This is a genomic window from Mesorhizobium sp. M1334 (assembly GCF_040317995.1).
Lineage (GTDB): Bacteria > Pseudomonadota > Alphaproteobacteria > Rhizobiales > Rhizobiaceae > Mesorhizobium.
Window position 1 is genome coordinate 34,812 of the sequence record NZ_JAMYLM010000010.1, and the last position, 16,473, is coordinate 51,284.

Consider the following 16,473-nt stretch of genomic DNA (forward strand, 5'->3'; position numbering starts at 1 on the left):
GCCATCATTGGCGCTGTCGCGACCTCGGGGTGCGGCCACAAGCCGCTCAAGGCTCCATGCTCGCGCGACGAGGGACCGATGCAATCGATGGCGTTCGCGGCGCCCGAACCAAGAACAGAAGCGAAGAAGCCATTCGAGTGCGGTCCGATGAAGGCACTGAATAGCGATCCATCTCTGTTTCCAGGTGGGACGGCGAAAAAATGAACTTCAATATCACGACGCTCCTGCAACAGGTCGATCAGTTCGGCAATAACTATGTATCGCAAGCCTACCAGAACCTCGCGTCGGCCCTGACCGGCGGCGGACAGGTGGGTGTCGCCGGCCTGATGCTGACGCTGTACGTGATATTCTGGGCCATCGGCATCTGGCAGGGAACCTCGACCGGATCGGGAAAAGAGATGGTCTGGCGCCTGTTCCGCGCCTTCGTCATCTACGCTCTGGCGACGAGCTGGGGGGACTTTCAAACATATGCCTATTCGTTCGCGAATGAGACACCTTCCGCGATCGGGAACAGCCTTCTCACGAGCGTTTCGGCCAATGTGACCGGGACATCGGCCGGGCTGAACTCCGTCAACTCCGTGCAGACGGCCCTGCAAAATATCTGGGATTCGCTCGCCAATTCCACCTCCGCCTTTATCAAGAGCCTTGGCGTGTTGAACTTCGGCGGCTACGTACTGGCGGCGATCATCCTTGTCGTCGGCGCGCTGCTCATCGGTTATGCGATCTTCCTCATCATCCTGTCGAAGATCTTTCTTTGGCTTTTGCTGGCGCTCGCCCCAGTGTTCATCATTCTTATGCTGTTCGGCTACACGACCCGGTTCTTCGCCGGCTGGATAACCGCGATCGTGCAGTACATGTGCGTGCAGATTCTGGTCTACGCCTTCTGTGCATTCTTCATCTCGATCACCCAGACCTATTTCGACGCGGTCAACCGGTCGAATGGTGCTGCGACAACGACCTTGACCGAAGCCGCGCCGCTGATCCTGATCTGCCTCGTCGGCGTGCTGCTGCTGTCGCAAATCACCAACGTTGCCGCCTCGCTCGCGGGCGGAATTGGTATTGGAACGCCTTCGTTTGGGCGCTTCTACGGCGGCGCCTTCGCAGCGATGGGCCAAGCCGGTCAGCGCAGGCTGATGGGACGCTTGGGCTGGAGCACCCGGCAGGAACGCCTGGCGGGTCGCGAGCGGGCACGCGTGAGCCTCGCACAGAGAAGGTATGAGAATTCAGCGGAATATGCACGGCTTTCCCGAAAGCTGACGGATCCCGCATAGGTTTGGGGCACCAATGAGCGATGTGAAGGAAAGCGCTGGGGGACCGGCGAAGGAAACCGAGTCTCCCTTGCCGTACTACGTGGATGCGGCAATCTGGGAAAAAGATATCGCGCGGCGCAATGGCTGGTCGCGATCTCTGGCGTGGTGTGTGGCAAGCGTCGCCTCGGTCATTGCCGTTGCAGCGGTGGGCGCGCTGATCCTTGCGCTGCCGCTCAAGACTTATGAGCCCTACATGGTGGTGGTCGACAAATCCACCGGGTTTGTCGAGGTCAAGCGGCCGCTGGCCGACGGGCCTTTGCAGCAGGACGAGTCGATGGGGATGTTCGATATCGTCCGTTATGTGAAGGCTCGCGAGACCTACGATCCGAAGGCGCTGAAGGACAACTTCGATCTCGCGCAATTGCTGAGCGCCGGCGATGCCTCGAGGGAGCTCGTCGAGCTTTTCAGCCCGGCAAACAAGGTGACGAACCCGGTCGTGCTCTACGGTCGAAACACCGTCGTGGCGGTGACCGTGAAGTCCGTGACATTTCCCAACCAAAGGACCGCCCTGGTCCGGTTCATGACGGAGGAAAAGAGCCAGGCGAACACCGTGCAGCGGCATTGGGTGTCGTTGATCCGGTTCCGCTACACCGGCGTGCCGGCCAAAAACGAGATCCGCTTTCAAAATCCGCTCGGCTTCCAGGTGCTCGAATACCGGCGCGATCAGGAGACGGCGCCGGCACCCACCGCGGAGACACCGCAATGAAGGTCGCCGCCATCCTGATGGCAATCGGGCTCGGCGGTTGCGCGGTTCAGCCGGCCCTTGCCGAACAGACCCCTCGGGCGGGATCTCGTGACAGTCGCATTCGCTTCGTCTGGTATCAAAAGGACGATGTGGTGTCGGTGCCGGCCAGCTATGGCGCCTCGACCATGATCGAATTCGGCGATGACGAGAAAATCGAAACCCTCGGCGCTGGCGACGTCCCGGCCTGGAGCATTGAGCCCAACAAGAAGGGCAATGTGCTGTTTGTGAAGCCGATTGAGAAGAATGCGGGCGGGAATCTCAATGTCCTGACCAACAAGCGCAGCTATGTGTTCTTCCTCAACGGCGAGTTTCGGCCGGTTGCGCAACAAGTCTATGCAATCAAGTTCCGCTATCCCGAAGAGGTGTCGGACGCGGCGCTGATGGACGAAGCCCAGGCCCGGGCGGCACAGCCGAACCGGCAGGGTTTCAAGGCCGAAAACGCCAACTCGTCCTATGCCTATAAGGGGTCGTCGGCAAATAAGCCGCTCGTGATCTACGACGACGGCGTGAAGACCTGGTTCCGCTTCGATCCGGCAAGGGAAGTGCCGGCGATCTATGTCGTCGACAGCGAGCGCAATGAGACGCTTGTGAATTATCGCCGCGAGGGCGCGTACATCGTCGTCGACAAGGTCAATTACCAATGGTCGCTGCGCAATGGCAACGAAGCAACCTGCGTCTTCAATCTGAGACTGAACAATGTGAACGAACCGACCGGGCTTGAACCTTACGAGCCGCAGCGTGTCGGCGGTGGGACTGTTCGGAAAGTGAGGGGGCCTGATGCCATCTCCCAATGAGTACAGAATGCTCGCCGAGGAAGGCACGGCGGTCGCCCCGCCAAAATTCGGGGCGAGCACATTCTTCAAGATCGTGGTGCCGCTGGGTGCGGTGGTCTTCGCCGGCTGGATGATCTATGCGGCGACGCGTGCGCCAGACAAGCCGCTGTTGACGGCGTCGGATGGCGAGGAGTTTCACACCACACAGTTTCCCGCACCGGGGCTCGATACGCCGCGTCCTCAGCTTGATAACGGCACCCTGAAAATCCCGACGGCTCCCGAGGAGCCGCCGGCGATGGTCGAGGCTCCGCCTCCCCCTCCACCAGCCTTGCAACCGCCTGCAGCTCCACCACAGGTGCAGGATGATTCCGAGGCCCGTCGTCTGGCTGAGGAAGAACGGCGCAGGCAAGAAGAAGAGGAGCGCCGCAAATGGGAGCGCTTGCGCGCCAAGCAGCTCGTCGTCGATAGCGGCGATGCGCCTGGCAGTGCATCAGCGCTCGGCGGCAATGGAGCGGATGCAGCGGCGGCCGTAAACGCGGGCGAGGGCGAGGGCGAGGAGGACCCCAATCGGCGTTTTTTGGCAAGGGCGAGCCAGAGCGGAGCGGATACATCGAAAGTCACGATGAACCCGCGCACGGACGCTCTGGTCGCCCAAGGGACGATGATCAAGGGCGTACTCGAGACCGCGATCCAGAGCGATCTTGCCGGTATGGTTCGGGCCGTCGTGTCGGAGGATGTGTGGTCATTCGACGGTCGCAGGGTTTTGATCCCCGCTGGCTCCCGCCTTATCGGTGAATATCGCAGTGGTCTCGCAACCGGCCAAACGCGGGTGTTCATAGTGTGGACACGCCTGCTTCGATCGGACGGCATGTCGGTGCAGCTCGGCTCGACCGGCACCGACGAGCTCGGTCGCAGCGGCATGCCGGGCGAGGTCGACAACCATTATTTCGAGCGGTTCGGCTCGGCGATCCTTCTAAGTGTCGTGGGCGGTGCGACGCAATTCATCGCCAACCTTGGCAACGACCAGAATGGGTCGAACACCAACCAGACCTACACGGACCCGCAGACCGGACAGACGGTGACAATCCAGACGCAGCCCAACCAATACTTGCAGAGCGCGCGCCAGATCGGCGCGCAACAGATTTCGCAAAGCCTCAACCGCATTGCCGAAGAGGCGCTTCGAAATTCAATCAATATCGCGCCCACGATCCATGTCGATCAGGGGTCGCGCATCATAGTGTTCGTCCGCCGGGACCTCGATTTTTCCGAGTTCTATCCGGACCCGGTGCGCGAGGCATTGACGGAGATACGACGTGAGCGGGCCGCAAAGAACCGTCTTTCTAAATAAGGCGCTGGAGCCGGTGCGGCGCTGGCTCGACGACGATCGCGTGGTCGAAATCTGTGCAAACGGCCCTGGACTTGTGTGGGTCGAAATTGTTGGCTCGACACATATGGAGCCCTTCGACGTCCCCGAGCTCGACCGCGCCGCGATCACCTACCTCATGGAGCGTATAGCGGCATCATCCTCGCAATCGATCAGCGAGGAAAATCCCTTGCTTTCGGCCGCCCTCCCCGGCGGCGAACGCTTCCAGGGCGTGCTTGCGCCGGCGACGCCGACAGGAGGCGCCTTCGCGATCCGCAAGCAGGTCGTGAAGGATATGCGCCTTGACGATTACCGGAAGCGGGGGTCGTTCGATACGATCTCCGTCCAGGATCCCGGCGAATTGAGCGAGACCGACAGCGCCCTTTGCGAATATCTCGACGCCGGCAAGATCGAGGATTTCCTCCGCCTGGCCGTGCGGGAACGGTATTCGATCCTGCTTTCAGGAGGCACATCGTCGGGCAAAACGACGTTTCTGAACGCGATTTTGCACGAGGTGCCTTCGGATGAGCGGATCCTCACCATTGAGGATACGCGAGAGGTTAAACCACACCAGCCCAACTATCTGCCCCTCGTCGCATCAAAGGGCGACCAGGGCCTGGCGCACGTGACCGTTGAAACGCTGCTGCAAGCCGCCATGCGGTTGCGGCCGGATCGAATCTTCCTGGGCGAGATCCGGGGAGCGGAAGCCTATTCGTTCTTGCGCGCCGTCAACACAGGTCATCCCGGATCGATCACGACGATCCATGCGGACAGCCCGACCGGTGCGTTTGAGCAGCTAGCATTGATGGTCATGCAGGCTGGGCTCGGGCTGAGCAAGGCAGAAATCATCGATTACGTGCGGTCGGTCCTGCCGATTGTGATCCAACAAACGCGCCGGGGCGGCTGGCGCGGAACTTCGGCGATCTGGTTCAACCGCATGACCGAATGGAGAGCCGCCAGAAAGGTTCCCCAGAATGTCTCGCGTATTCGCTTATAGGCTTCTCCTCGGCCTCATCGGCCTCGCCGCCTTCTTTGCCCTTTGGAGCCTGGCCTACGAGCTGGTGGCGACATGGCGGTGGAATCCCGCGCTGCCCTCTGAAGGCTCGCGCTGGGGGCTTCTAAAATACCAGAACGCGCAACGCAGCCTAAGCGGCCTGTTCGTTGCCTGGCAGCATTTCAGCCAGCGCCTGGCCTATCATCCCACGCAGGGCGAGACGATCATCCGGGGCGCGATCGCGGTCGCGGTTGTCGTGGCGATCGGCGTCGGCCTGATCTTTGCAAGCCTGATCAACCGCAAGCCAAAGCACTACGGCAATGCGCGGTTCGGCACGATTATGGACGCCGAAAGGAAAAACCTGCTGGCAAAGCAAGGCTTGATCCTCGGCAAGATGGGTGGGGCGACGATTCGCTCGGACGAGCCCGCGCACGTCTTGGTGGTCGGGCCGACCCGATCCGGCAAGGGCGTCAGCTTTGTCATTCCGAACGGTTACATGTGGCGGGGATCCTCGGTGTGGTTCGATCCGAAGCGGGAGAACTTCGAGGCGTTCGGTGCGCACCGGCAGGCTCTCGGCGATAAGGTCTTTTTCTTTTCGCCCGGCGAGCAGGATTCGCATCGCTATAATCCGCTGGATTTCATCCGGCGCGATGCGCGCATGCCGACGGACTGCGCGGTGGTCTCCTCCTTCATCATCCCCGAGGCGACAGGAAGTTCCGAGATCTGGGCGCGCGCCGGCCGGCAGCTGCTTTCGGCCATGATCGGCTATGTGCTGACGTCACCACGCTATGAGGGGCAGCGTCATTTGCGCGCCGTCGCGATGCTTCTTTCGACCGGCGTGGATTTTCTCAGAGTGCTGACGAATATCCGCAATGAAGAGGAAAAATATCTGCCTTCGTGGGTCGTGCACGGGCTCAACCAGTTCATTGCGCTGGAAAAGGAAACGCGAAACTCGGCCTACTTCAACCTGACGGCGGCTCTCAACCCCTGGACCAATGATCTCGTTGCAGCCGCTACGGCGTCGACCGATTTCGATATCTCGAAGTTTCGCAAGGACCCGACGGCTCTCTTCATCGGCTGCTCGGTGGCGCAGCTCGACGTGTTCCGGCCCATCATCAAACTCCTGGTTCAGCAAATCCATGATGTGCTGATGGCTTCCTCGCCAGGCCCGGACGAGCCCTATCAGGTCCTGGTGATGATCGACGAGTTTCGCCAGCTCGGCAAAATGGAGTCCATCGTTTCCAAGCTGGCGATCAACGCGGGCTATGGCTTTCGCATGGTCCTGATCCTGCAGGATCTTGCCCAGCTTGACGAAGTCTATGGAAAAGCGACGCGGCACACCACGGTGACCGCGTGTCAGGTGAAGCTTTTCATCCGCATGAACGACGTGGAGACCTCGGAACATGTCTCTTTAATGCTGGGACCGACCACGATCGAGGTGCCCACCCCGATCATCAGGGCTGGTCAAGGTATATTTGGGGCCCGAGACAAGAGTTTAAGTTATCAGGAAAGGCCGTTCCGGACGGCGGCGGAGCTTCGGCAAATGCCGGCGAAGCAGGCCGTGGTTCTGGGTTCGAGCCCCCCTGGTTTCATGGTGCGCAAGATCACCTATTATAAGGACGCTCCCTATAAGGCGACCTATCAGGAATTTCGGCACCGGCGCTTGAAGGTTCCGCCTCTCTCACGATGGCAGGATCTTCCGCTGCGCTCCATGGCGGAGGTCGAAGCGGCGGCTAACAACGCGCCGGCGGCACCTTTCGAGTTGGGGGAACCCTATACCGTCGAAGCGCCGGTTTCGGGCGATACAGCCTATGTCGATGCGGTACCGCGTGCGACTGGTGCGGCGGCTGAAAGGGCTGATCCCGTCGCGTTAAAGCCGAAAGTAAAGAGCGACAGCGCGGACGCACCACAGGTGCTGCCAAGCTCAGGCCTTTCCACGGGCGGTGAGGCTGAAGCAAAGAGCGAGGTCGCCGCTGAACTTCCGGAGTTGAAGCCGAAGCGGGCCGATCAGACGGCTGATGATGTGCCGCGGCCGCTTCCCACCCTTGGCCGGCGATCGGCGCCGGCAGCATCAAAGACGTCCGACCCGAGTGCGTCTGAAGGCAAGGCGAGTGTCTTGCAATTCCAAGTCCGGCCGGGAAACAAGTCCACGTCGATCGCCGCGCTGCTCGCATCGCTCGATCAGGAAGTGGAGGCCGGCGCTCGTTCCCTGTCACCGTCAGTGGATAGCGGAGATGTCGACGGGGTACCGTCAGCCGCTCTTGAGGCGCTGCAGGATCAAATTAGACGTCACGGCGATCGCTAGGACGTGAAATTCAGTTGAATACAAATGAGCGATTTGTGCCTTCGGTGCCTATGTCGAGTGTGAGAACAAGACGAAGCGTCTCTAATCCGATGGCGGGCGCATCGAACCGTTTCGTTGCGCCTCCCGGTTCTTGGTGGGGACGTGAGCTGATTGCTGGTCCGTAAAACGCGATTGATTTTCACTCTACCCAACATGTATCAAAACCGATACAGTGCACCCCGATGAAGGTGATTGAATGGCTTGGAAGCAGCCGGGCGGATGTTCGAGCGTTTCCTGACGATGCGCGGATAGAGGCCGGCTGGCAGCTCGAACTTGTCCAGCGCGGCGACGATCCCGACGACTGGAAACCTATGCAGATCGTGGGGGCCGGCGTCAGGGAAATCAGGGTTCGGGAGGCATCGGGAGCGTTTCGCGTCATCTATCTGGCGACCCTAGAGGACCGCGTTTTGGTGCTTCATGCGTTCCAGAAGAAGGCACAGGCCACATCCAAGAAAGACCTCGATCTGGCGGCTCAACGGCTAAAACGATGGAAGGCAGAACGATGAACGTAGAAATCTATGAGAACGTCTGGGATGCCCTGGCGGACACCGAACAGGAGGCAGCAAACCTTAAAGCGCGCTCGGCGCTGCTCTACGAAATCCGTAAGGCAGTCCAGCGTTGGGGCATTCCCCAGGAGGAAGCCGCCAAGCGGCTCGGCCTGACGCGCCCTCGTATCAATGATCTGCTGCGCGGTAAGCTCGCCAAGTTCTCGCTTGACGCGCTCGTCAACATCGCCGCCTCCGCTCACCTGGATATAGAAATCCGGGTGAAGGAGGTTGCATAATCACGAGATATCTAATCCTCGTCTTTCCTCGGAGTACATCCGCGTTTGGACGCGAGCGTGTGCCGAACGGAGCCGCTGCAGCGTCCGGCTTAGGGAACAACGAGCCCACGCAGTGCTGCGTGGCGAGGCAACTACTGCTTTTGCGGCTTCTGTGAATCCGGCTCTTCGCCTTCGACTGGAGCGGTGTTGATGCTCCTCGACTGCAGGCGCTGCAGTTCTTCGAGCCGTTCGCCTTTGACGATCTCGGGATCAAGCCGCTCGTTAGGATTCTGTGCCAATGATCGCGCGGCTTCGCTTGCGGCTTGTGCCTCGCGCGCTTCCTTCGCGGCGATGCTTTCGGCGTTGCGCACCATTTCGCGGTCTTGCGCAACCTGCTCAAGCGAGGTCGGATCAGCCGATCCGGCTCGTTCGTCGCGGATCTCCTGCTCGATGGCGCGATTACGGATCTCGCGAGCGCGATCGGCCTCAAGCCGCTCAGCGGCCTCGATCTCCTGGGCGCGATGGATCAAAGCTTCGGCGCGCGCGCCGGCAATCCGATGGGCCTGGTCTTCGCTGACATGCGTGACGCCGCCTTCCTGCAGGGATTTGAGATCCGTCCGGATCGCCAGCAGTTCCATGGTGGGCGCTGCGCGCCGTAAGAACTCCGCTTTCGTCTGGCCGTTCATCATGGCCGCTGTCTTGTTAACGGTCTCGTTGATCTGTTTTAGGTTTTCCCGCATCTGGTCCGCGGTGGCATCTGAACTCATTTGAACACCCTTTCCATCTCGAATAGCGACCACAACAGTACCGGATCGGGAAGCTTGCGTCATCCGAACAATGAATTGACTCGCTATCGCGTTATCCGGCCGGGAAGCAGCAACCGAGTGCCAGTCCCGAAGGCTTGCCTGGGTGGCCTGCAGCTGGCGCGCCGAAATCGGAATCTTTATCGGGTTGGCCCTCGCGTAGTCGATCCGCTGGCGGGCTTTCTCGATGACGTGCGGGTTTGCACGGGCGTAGGCGCGGTCACGCGCCTCCCTGCCCGGCCGCGGCTTTTCGGCCGTGGCCACAATCGCCTTGTCGCGCGGGCCATAGCTTTGTGATGACGCTCGATAGGCCGCGGAGGTCGCGACGATTTTCATGCCCTGCGCTTGTGCGTGCTGGGCATAGAGCGCGCGCCATTCGCGAAGCTGGGCCGGACCTGGTCGCAAGCGCTCACCGTCCTCACCCTTCACCGCAACGATGGCGTGGACATGAATATGACCGCCCTCCTCGGCCATGTCGGCATGCATGCCGAAGGCGAATTTGTGATTGGGGAACTGCTCATGCAGGAACCCACGTGCGGCCCTTACCAGAGCTTGCCTGTCCTCGCCCGCCTTGGCCGACAGGATCATGTGCATGGTGTCGCGAGGCTTGTAGGAATTCAGGGTCTTGTCCCAGGACTGCGCGGTCTGCCGAACCGCCTCCTCAGACGCGATCGCGGCGCCGTCGGCGCCGATCGCCGCTCCGTCATGGCTAAGGCGCGCGAGCTGGAACACGACACCGGCTTTGCCGTGGCTGGGCTCCCCAATTGGCTTCACCGAAACGGTATCCTCCTTGACCCCAAGCGCCTCGGAGATCCGCGAGGCGATCATGGCCCGGGTCGGTGCCGAGAACTGGCGATCCTGCTGGCGTCGATCCGAAAAGTGAAACCGATGCTTCACCTTGTCGTCCCCGTTCTCACCCCGCACGACGCTGTGTCCTGCCATGGTCGCGACGACGCGCGCGACGCTCGATCCGTCCTGCAGTGTGTCGATACGATAGGCGAAACCGTGGCCGGCGAAACCTGCCTGAACTGCCTGTGAAAGGCGCTCGGCATTCTCCTGCCCTCCCAGCGAAAGCCGAAACGTCGCCACATCCTCGCTCTCCCGCCGCTTGTCGAAACCCTTGCCCCACTGTTTCATTTCCTCGGCAACAGCTTCCTGCGTTGCCAGGATACGCGCGTCATGCGTCTCGAGCGCGACGCCCTCCTTCTGGATATATTGACCGATGGCGGCTGCCCTTGTGACGCCATGCCCGTAGGAAATCACCTTCAGAACGGCCGGCTGATACCCGGCCGCCAGCTTGTCGGCAGCGGCCCTCGGCCGAGGTCCGCCGGCGAGCTTCCGTCGCTTCGCTGGCAGGGCGAGGTTCAGGCGCCCGGCTTTACCGCGCGGCGGCTCCAGTTCCCCGGGAGACGAGCGCGGCACGGCGGGTTCCGGTGGCTGGCTTGCCCCGAGACCGCCCTCCCCCTTCCGGCCGCGAACCGTCTTGAACAACCAATCATCGTCATTTGCAGCAAAGGACAACATGGCCCGATGCCGGCGTTTGCGGTTCTCTTCTTCGAAAGCCGCGCTCGCGCGAATCCGATCGGCTATGGCCTGTATGGAAGACTGGTCGAGGTTCACGCGCCCTCACCATCCAGCAGATGCGCCGCCTTCCGAAGTTTCAGGCCATGGGCGATCGTCATCGCCGTCAATTCGGCGTCGACAGCTTTCACCCTCTCATCCAGCGCTTCCCATATCGGCAACGCCGCCTCCATGGGGGCAGCGTGGCCGGAATGAATGGCATGGCGAAGCTGGCTGAGGTTTCGGCCGACCATCCGGACTTGCGAGGCCAACGCCGCGACAGTGCGTGAATTCTCAGCTGACAGAGCGGGACCGACATCCAGGCTGGCCCGGATAATGCGCCGCAACGTCTCCGCTCGGTCAAGCTGGAACACCTTGCAGGCCTCATCCAGGAGCGCGCCCGCCTCCGGCCCAATATCGATCCGGGAGCGCTTTCGGGTGTCCTTGTGGGCGGCGCTGGTGTCCAAAATTCCTCGCTATGGCGGATGGGCCTCACGCCGAAGACGGCCCAGGTCGAAGCGAAGCGACGACCTGCTCAGCCAATTTGGACCCAAATTGCGTATCTTGTCAATTCAATAGGAAACATTATACTGACTCACTGACACATTAATCCAGAGCCGGTCATGCATCCTGGGACATTGCACCGATGTGCAAATTCATATTATCACACAGGTACTTATGCGCCTCGGCACTTTGTTGCATCGGCGCATAGTCATAATGCAAGAAAGTCACTTTGGCGCCAAATCGCCTATGCGCCTTGACGCCAAGGTACGCAACATTGGAAAAAACAATGCCGGAACAACGCGCGGTGCAAATCACAGTGGCCTCTCCCAAAGGCGGGGTCGGCAAGACCATGACCACCATCCTGCTCGCTGGCGAGTTCGCCGCCGCCGGTCATCGGGTGGCGGTGCTCGACACCGATCCGCAACTGTCAGCGCTGGAGTGGAGCAAAAACAGTCGCCGCGCCGGGTACGCGCTTTCAAACATCGACGTCATCCCCATCAACTCGACCGACGAACTGATCGATCGCCTGGCCCAATCCGACGCCGAGGACCTGCTGCTGGTCGACGTCCAAGGCACGGCCGTGGCCGCCCTCGGACCGGCCGTCGCCAACGCCGACTTCGTGCTGATCCCGACGAAAGCGCATGTCTTCGATGTCAAGCAATGCCTCGGTCTGATCCGGCACATCCGCTCCCTTGGCGGACGCCATCGCGAAATTCCCTACGCGGTGATGCTCAACATGGTTTCGGGGATCGAGCACAACACGATGGCCTTTCGCACGGCGATCCAGCTGCTGCGGCAGGCCGACGCCAGCGTGCTTGAGACCTTTCTGTCGCAACGGCCGACCTTCGCCTCAATCGCAACCGCCGGGACGCTTTACGAAGTCCAGCCCGTGAACAAGGCGGTGCAGGACGCTCGCGACCAGACGAATGCCCTGACCGCCGAGATCATCCGCAAACTGAACGGAGCCACCCCGCAATGAACGAGAAAAACGATCGGACCGCAAACCAATTGCCGCTGCCTGCCTTGAAACCGCGTGCCCGTTCGGATGATCCGTTCTCGCGCAACATGGCTGCCATAGTGGAATCCAGCATCAGCGAAACGGACAACCTGGAGCAGCAGACGAGAACCCGGTCTGCCGGAGAGGCGAAAGCGAAGATTGAAGGGCCAAAGGCAGACGGCGGGACAGCCCGGCTGCACACGCGCATTCCGGTCTCGCAGATGATCGAGCTGCAGGTCCATTGCGCGCGCAACAGGACAACCATGCAGGAGGTGGTTCAGGGTCTGATAACGGAATTCCTTGCCCGGCAGCCGAAGTAGCCAGACGCGCCAATCAGCGTCGATTTTGGTTACGACCGACGGCGCACGATACGGCCCAACGAGGATTGGCTAGATCTCCCCGGGGAAGGCCATCAAAGACGCTGCTGAACGACTGACGTTCGGTTCCATCCATCACCAGAGTGAATCGATCCGCGTCCGCTGATTCAAACCATTCATTGGACGCGCGCGTCCGGCTGCGCGATTCTGTCCGCAATGATCGCGCAGCTCTATCGCCTCTGTATCGAACGCCGCGACGCGGATCGGAACATGGCGCGCTTCTATGCACTGTCGATCGAGGAGACCCTGTTCGGCCAGACCTGCCTGGTCCGGCGTTGGGGCCGGATCGGAACCACCGGCCGCACGGTACAGCACTCCTTTGATACCGAGGGCGAAGCCGTCGCCCTTTTCCTCGCGCTGCTGCGCGCCAAGCGGATGCGCGGCTATCAGCCGCGATCCGCCCTACGCGCAGAAGCGATCCCGTCTGGTTGTCTAGTTGACAGGGTAGCCGCTGGGGCGACGTGAGGAACGGAAGTCGCTCGTGTACGCGGCGCTGGCGCGATGTCGCCAGTCGTGAAGTCAGTGATCTCGACGCTGCCGCATGCTCGCACTTTCGGGGCCCTGCCGAAGCACTCACCGTTCCCACGGCCCGCGCCAGCGCAGTATAAAAGCAGGGCAACACCTGCCCTTGTGGCTTAACGCTTTGCTTTGCGCCAACCGGCGGCCACCGCCTCTTCGTCGCTGCAGAACCACCGCTCTCCCTTGCTGGTCGATATGACGGTGCGATCATAATACTCTTGGCCAGGCATGTGATAGATGTGCTCACCACGGGCGTTGATGTTGCCCTTGATCTTGCAGGCACCGGGCGATGCAGCGAGCAGGGGAGCGATCGTCGATGGCTGTTCGTTGTCAGCGCGATGCTCGGCACGCCAGTCCCAGGGCGCTTCAAACGTTCCTGCCCAGATGCCAACCCTTGCTGCCTTGGCCTTCTCCTGCAGCATGGCGTAGGCACCTTGGCTGTATTTTGGCCAATCAAGAGCTTCGCCGTTCTCGACCATCCAGGCGGCGACGCTGGCACCATCGGCCCGCCTGCAATTGCCGACATAGCGGCCGTACCGATCCCATGACACAAACGTGCACTGGGTCGGTCGCGAGGCGGCGAGAAAGGCATCGAGAGCGGCGGCGGACTTCGCGCCACATTGATAGTGGAAGCCGTTGGCGTCGTCGCACTGCTGTGCTGACTCCGGTGCATCGATACCATTGAAGCGAATGCGCTGGCCATGGATCTCGATCGTGTCGCCGTCGATCACAGATGCGACCCCAGAAATTGCTACCGGTCTCGGCTTGATTACGTTCTGCAGATTGATTTCCGGCAGCGACCCGCTGTTATGCATGACAAACTGCGTCACCAGAGCGGAAACCGCAGCCACGGTCACGAAGACCAGGCGCATCGGCACTCTGGCCCAGCGGCGTACGAGCGAGCGTCCTGCGCCAGTACGCTTGCGCAACGAGCTTGACCGATCATCGTAGCGGGATTTATCCAAGCCCCTTCTCCCCGGCGAAAGAATGCGCCCAAAATACTCGCAAAGTCCAGAATCCTATCGGACCCGCTCAACGGCTCGCTTGTTATGAAATTGAAGGGACGTTGCCTATTCTAGGAGCTGTCATGAAACGGCTTCTATTCGCATCCGCCATGTAGGCCTTGTCTGCGGGCCCTGCATTTGCTCAGTCGAGCAGCACCATGTCATCTCTGCGAGCGATTGATGACGTTCTATCGAACGATCATTCCGCATATGAGTTCGAGGCATACCAGAGGTTCAGATGGACGTGTTTTTTCGCGCCCAAGGGCACGAGTTCAACCGAGCAAGGCCCGTAGAGGTCCTTCACCGATCCTGGTGCCGTTCCACCGGATGAACGCCTCGTCAAAAATATAATCGCATTAGCGGAAGTTAAATTTCGACTGTTTCGGCTTGCCGCAAATTAGGGTCTCGGTGGCATAACTCGGGCATGACTTTCGGGGTGCTGGCAGGAAGACTGATGCGCGGGCGTGGATGGATCAAGGCGTTGCGTCAGGACGATGCCCGACAGGTGCGTGCGCACATTGCCGAACTGGAGCGCAACCTCATTGCGACCACACCTCAGCGGCGCCATCGACGTTTCGACGCCGGGAATGAACTTCGTATTGCGAAATCGCGCCTGGAGCGTCTCGAGGAATGTATCGCCGCAATAGCGGAGAAATGTGGGCGTTAGCGGAAGCTCGCTGCTTGCCGAACAGGCCGAAGCCGCAGCGAGGATTCCGGCAGCCCTGCAGGCGACAGGGCTGGGTCAGCCTCAAGCGGTGTTTGATTTCATTCTCGGGTCAAGTTCCCGCGGATTGCCGATCAGATCGCAAAAGAGAAACAGTCATTCGTAGAAGACGGTGGATTCACCGTGCCGTTTTGCGGGAATTCGACGACGAAATAGCCATTCCGTCCGCACGCTGGGGATAACACCAGTGTTCGCTGTTTGTTCTTTTCCAAAAGCGGTCGATAATATATAGTCTGGGACTACATCAGCCCTCAGTGAGTCAGCCCGCCAATGACTGTCCAGCCCAGGATTCTCAATGAACCGACAATCAGTTGCCCAAGCTGCAAAACGGAGATCAAGCTCAACGAGTCGCTTGCGGCGCCGCTGATTGCCGCGACTCGCGAGGAGTATGAACGGCGCTTGGCGCAGAGCAACACGTCCATGGCGGCCCGGGAGGAAGAGCTTAAACGTGAGCGGGCGGCGATCGACGCCGCCAAAGAGGACATCGGCAACCAAGTGGCTGAGCAAATCAAGCTTGAGCGTGCCGAAATCGTTGTCGAGGAAGCCCGCAAGGCAAAATTGCTGCTTTCGGTAGATCTGGAGGACAGGGATAGCAAGCTTGCCGAGCTCAAGGCTACGTTGAAGGCGCGCGACGAAAAGCTCGCCGAGGCCCAGCAGCAACAGGCGGAATTCCTGAAACAGCAGCGTGCACTTGACGATGAAAAGCGCGAGATGGCGCTGACCATCGAAAGGAAGATCCAGGAAGGATTGGACGCCGTTCGCGTAAAGGCGAGGTCCGAAGCCGAGGACGGCCTCAAAATGAAGGTCGCGGAAAAAGAAGAGCAGATCGCCGGCATGCAGCGTCAGATTGAGGAGCTGAAGCGCCGTGCGGAACAGGGTTCTCAGCAGCTGCAGGGCGAGGTCCTCGAGCTTGAGCTGGAGTCTCTCATAGCCAGCCGATTCCCGATGGACAGCATCGAACCGGTTGCCAAGGGTGAGTTCGGCGGAGATGTCCTGCACCGCGTGGTCGGACCGGCCGGCCAGCCATGCGGCGCCATTTTGTGGGAATCGAAACGCACAAAGAACTGGAGCCAGGGCTGGCTAGGTAAGCTCAGAGGAGATCAACGAGCCGCGAAAGCGGATATCGCGCTGATGGTATCGGAAGCGTTGCCTCCCGGCGTGGAAACCTTCGATCTTGTGGACGGAGTCTATGTCGCCCATCCCAAATGTGCGATCCCGATCGCTATCATGCTTCGGCAATCCCTGATTGAGCTGGCGAACTCCCGCCTCGCCCAGGACGGCCAGGCCACCAAAATGGAGCAGGTCTACGGCTATCTGACCGGTCCGCGGTTCCGCCACCGCGTCGAGGCGATCGTGGAGAAATTCTCCGATATGCAGGAGGATCTCGCCAAGGAACGCAAGGCCACAACACGCCTGTGGGCCAAGCGCGAGGCGCAGATCCAAGTGGTGATCGAGGCGACCGTCGGCATGTATGGTGACTTGCAGGGTATCGCCGGAAAGGTGATGCAGGAGATTGAGGGGCTGGATGTGCTGGCGATTGAAGCCTCTTGGCCTGAAACTGAATAGGAGACCTTCAGGTCGGCCAAGGCGAAGACGGGATCCGAGTCCCTGCTCCGCAGCCATCGCTTCGTCATGCTGATTCCTTCCGCCTGCCCACGTTCGTTTGGGGAAGGCCGAAGGCCCCGCCTTGCGG

Annotated in this window: 18 protein-coding genes; 13 read left to right on the top strand and 5 right to left on the bottom strand. The window is 60.5% G+C overall.

The window, feature by feature from the left end; all coding sequences use genetic code 11:
* Nucleotides 1-200: 200 nt before the first annotated feature.
* Genes NKH17_RS18425 through virB11 form a run of 5 tightly spaced genes read left to right on the top strand, consistent with a single transcriptional unit; the run spans nt 201 to nt 5,188 of the window.
* A complete protein-coding gene (locus NKH17_RS18425) occupies nt 201-1,271 on the top strand; it encodes a TrbL/VirB6 family protein (protein WP_352971668.1) in 1,071 nt (356 codons plus the stop codon).
* 13 nt (nt 1,272-1,284) lie between these two features.
* Nucleotides 1,285-2,016 (top strand): VirB8 family type IV secretion system protein, encoded by a 732-nt coding sequence (locus NKH17_RS18430; RefSeq protein WP_352971671.1) that lies wholly within the window; start codon nt 1,285-1,287, stop codon nt 2,014-2,016.
* Entirely contained in the window at nt 2,013-2,849 is an 837-nt protein-coding gene (virB9, locus tag NKH17_RS18435) for a P-type conjugative transfer protein VirB9 (RefSeq protein WP_352971674.1), read from the top strand. The genes NKH17_RS18430 and virB9 overlap by 4 nt, the downstream gene beginning before the upstream one ends.
* Before the next feature lie 7 nt (nt 2,850-2,856).
* Nucleotides 2,857-4,176, top strand: coding sequence for a type IV secretion system protein VirB10 (gene virB10, locus NKH17_RS18440; RefSeq protein WP_352971677.1), 1,320 nt, complete (start codon nt 2,857-2,859; stop codon nt 4,174-4,176).
* Nucleotides 4,142-5,188, top strand: coding sequence for a P-type DNA transfer ATPase VirB11 (virB11, locus tag NKH17_RS18445; RefSeq protein ID WP_352971680.1), 1,047 nt, complete (start codon nt 4,142-4,144; stop codon nt 5,186-5,188). Before virB10 ends, virB11 begins: the two co-directional genes overlap by 35 nt.
* A 148-nt stretch (nt 5,189-5,336) precedes the next feature.
* On the opposite strand, the gene NKH17_RS18450 is transcribed toward virB11, so the two are convergent.
* A complete protein-coding gene (locus NKH17_RS18450; RefSeq protein WP_352971682.1) occupies nt 5,337-5,561 on the bottom strand; it encodes a hypothetical protein in 225 nt (74 codons plus the stop codon).
* Between the two features lie 3 nt (nt 5,562-5,564).
* On the opposite strand from NKH17_RS18450, the gene NKH17_RS18455 reads away from it, so the two are divergent.
* The 3 genes from NKH17_RS18455 (at nt 5,565) to NKH17_RS18465 (ending at nt 8,313) form a co-directional block, all read left to right on the top strand.
* The gene (locus NKH17_RS18455) at nt 5,565-7,490 is read left to right on the top strand and encodes a type IV secretory system conjugative DNA transfer family protein (protein ID WP_352971685.1); all 1,926 of its coding nucleotides are present in this window, start codon (nt 5,565-5,567) and stop codon (nt 7,488-7,490) included.
* Nucleotides 7,491-7,711: 221 nt separating this feature from the next.
* Nucleotides 7,712-8,035 carry a type II toxin-antitoxin system RelE/ParE family toxin gene (locus tag NKH17_RS18460; RefSeq protein ID WP_023819763.1) on the top strand — a complete coding sequence of 108 codons (324 nt, stop codon included), beginning with the start codon at nt 7,712-7,714 and terminating at the stop codon, nt 8,033-8,035.
* On the top strand, nt 8,032-8,313 hold the full coding sequence (locus tag NKH17_RS18465) for a helix-turn-helix domain-containing protein (RefSeq protein ID WP_006205593.1): 282 nt from the start codon (nt 8,032-8,034) through the stop codon (nt 8,311-8,313). The genes NKH17_RS18460 and NKH17_RS18465 overlap by 4 nt, the downstream gene beginning before the upstream one ends.
* Before the next feature lie 131 nt (nt 8,314-8,444).
* On the opposite strand, the gene NKH17_RS18470 is transcribed toward NKH17_RS18465, so the two are convergent.
* The 3 genes from NKH17_RS18470 to NKH17_RS18480 form a co-directional block, all read right to left on the bottom strand.
* Complete coding sequence (locus NKH17_RS18470) at nt 8,445-10,517, bottom strand: relaxase/mobilization nuclease domain-containing protein (protein ID WP_352971688.1); 2,073 nt, start codon at nt 10,515-10,517, stop codon at nt 8,445-8,447.
* A 194-nt stretch (nt 10,518-10,711) separates the two neighbouring features.
* Complete coding sequence (locus NKH17_RS18475; protein ID WP_352971691.1) at nt 10,712-11,122, bottom strand: hypothetical protein; 411 nt, start codon at nt 11,120-11,122, stop codon at nt 10,712-10,714.
* 154 nt (nt 11,123-11,276) lie between these two features.
* Nucleotides 11,277-11,510, bottom strand: coding sequence for a hypothetical protein (locus NKH17_RS18480; RefSeq protein ID WP_352971694.1), 234 nt, complete (start codon nt 11,508-11,510; stop codon nt 11,277-11,279).
* Here NKH17_RS18480 and NKH17_RS18485 point away from each other — a divergent pair.
* From NKH17_RS18485 to NKH17_RS18495, 3 genes are all read left to right on the top strand, one after another.
* Nucleotides 11,509-12,138, top strand: coding sequence for a nucleotide-binding protein (locus NKH17_RS18485; RefSeq protein WP_352971696.1), 630 nt, complete (start codon nt 11,509-11,511; stop codon nt 12,136-12,138). The genes NKH17_RS18480 and NKH17_RS18485 overlap by 2 nt on opposite strands.
* Complete coding sequence (locus NKH17_RS18490) at nt 12,135-12,476, top strand: hypothetical protein (RefSeq protein WP_352971699.1); 342 nt, start codon at nt 12,135-12,137, stop codon at nt 12,474-12,476. The genes NKH17_RS18485 and NKH17_RS18490 overlap by 4 nt, the downstream gene beginning before the upstream one ends.
* Nucleotides 12,477-12,689: 213 nt before the next feature.
* Nucleotides 12,690-12,998 (top strand): WGR domain-containing protein, encoded by a 309-nt coding sequence (locus NKH17_RS18495; protein WP_352971702.1) that lies wholly within the window; start codon nt 12,690-12,692, stop codon nt 12,996-12,998.
* Nucleotides 12,999-13,168: 170 nt separating this feature from the next.
* Here the strand turns inward: NKH17_RS18495 and NKH17_RS18500 are convergent, their stop codons facing one another.
* Entirely contained in the window at nt 13,169-14,017 is an 849-nt protein-coding gene (locus NKH17_RS18500; RefSeq protein ID WP_352971705.1) for a thermonuclease family protein, read from the bottom strand.
* Nucleotides 14,018-14,510: 493 nt separating this feature from the next.
* Here NKH17_RS18500 and NKH17_RS18505 point away from each other — a divergent pair, with 493 nt between their 5' ends.
* Both NKH17_RS18505 and NKH17_RS18510 read left to right on the top strand, forming a co-directional pair.
* Nucleotides 14,511-14,723: a hypothetical protein gene (locus NKH17_RS18505; RefSeq protein WP_352971708.1), complete on the top strand. Its 213-nt coding sequence runs from the start codon at nt 14,511-14,513 to the stop codon at nt 14,721-14,723.
* 327 nt (nt 14,724-15,050) lie between these two features.
* Nucleotides 15,051-16,346 carry a DUF2130 domain-containing protein gene (locus tag NKH17_RS18510; RefSeq protein ID WP_352971712.1) on the top strand — a complete coding sequence of 432 codons (1,296 nt, stop codon included), beginning with the start codon at nt 15,051-15,053 and terminating at the stop codon, nt 16,344-16,346.
* Nucleotides 16,347-16,473 lie beyond the last annotated feature (127 nt).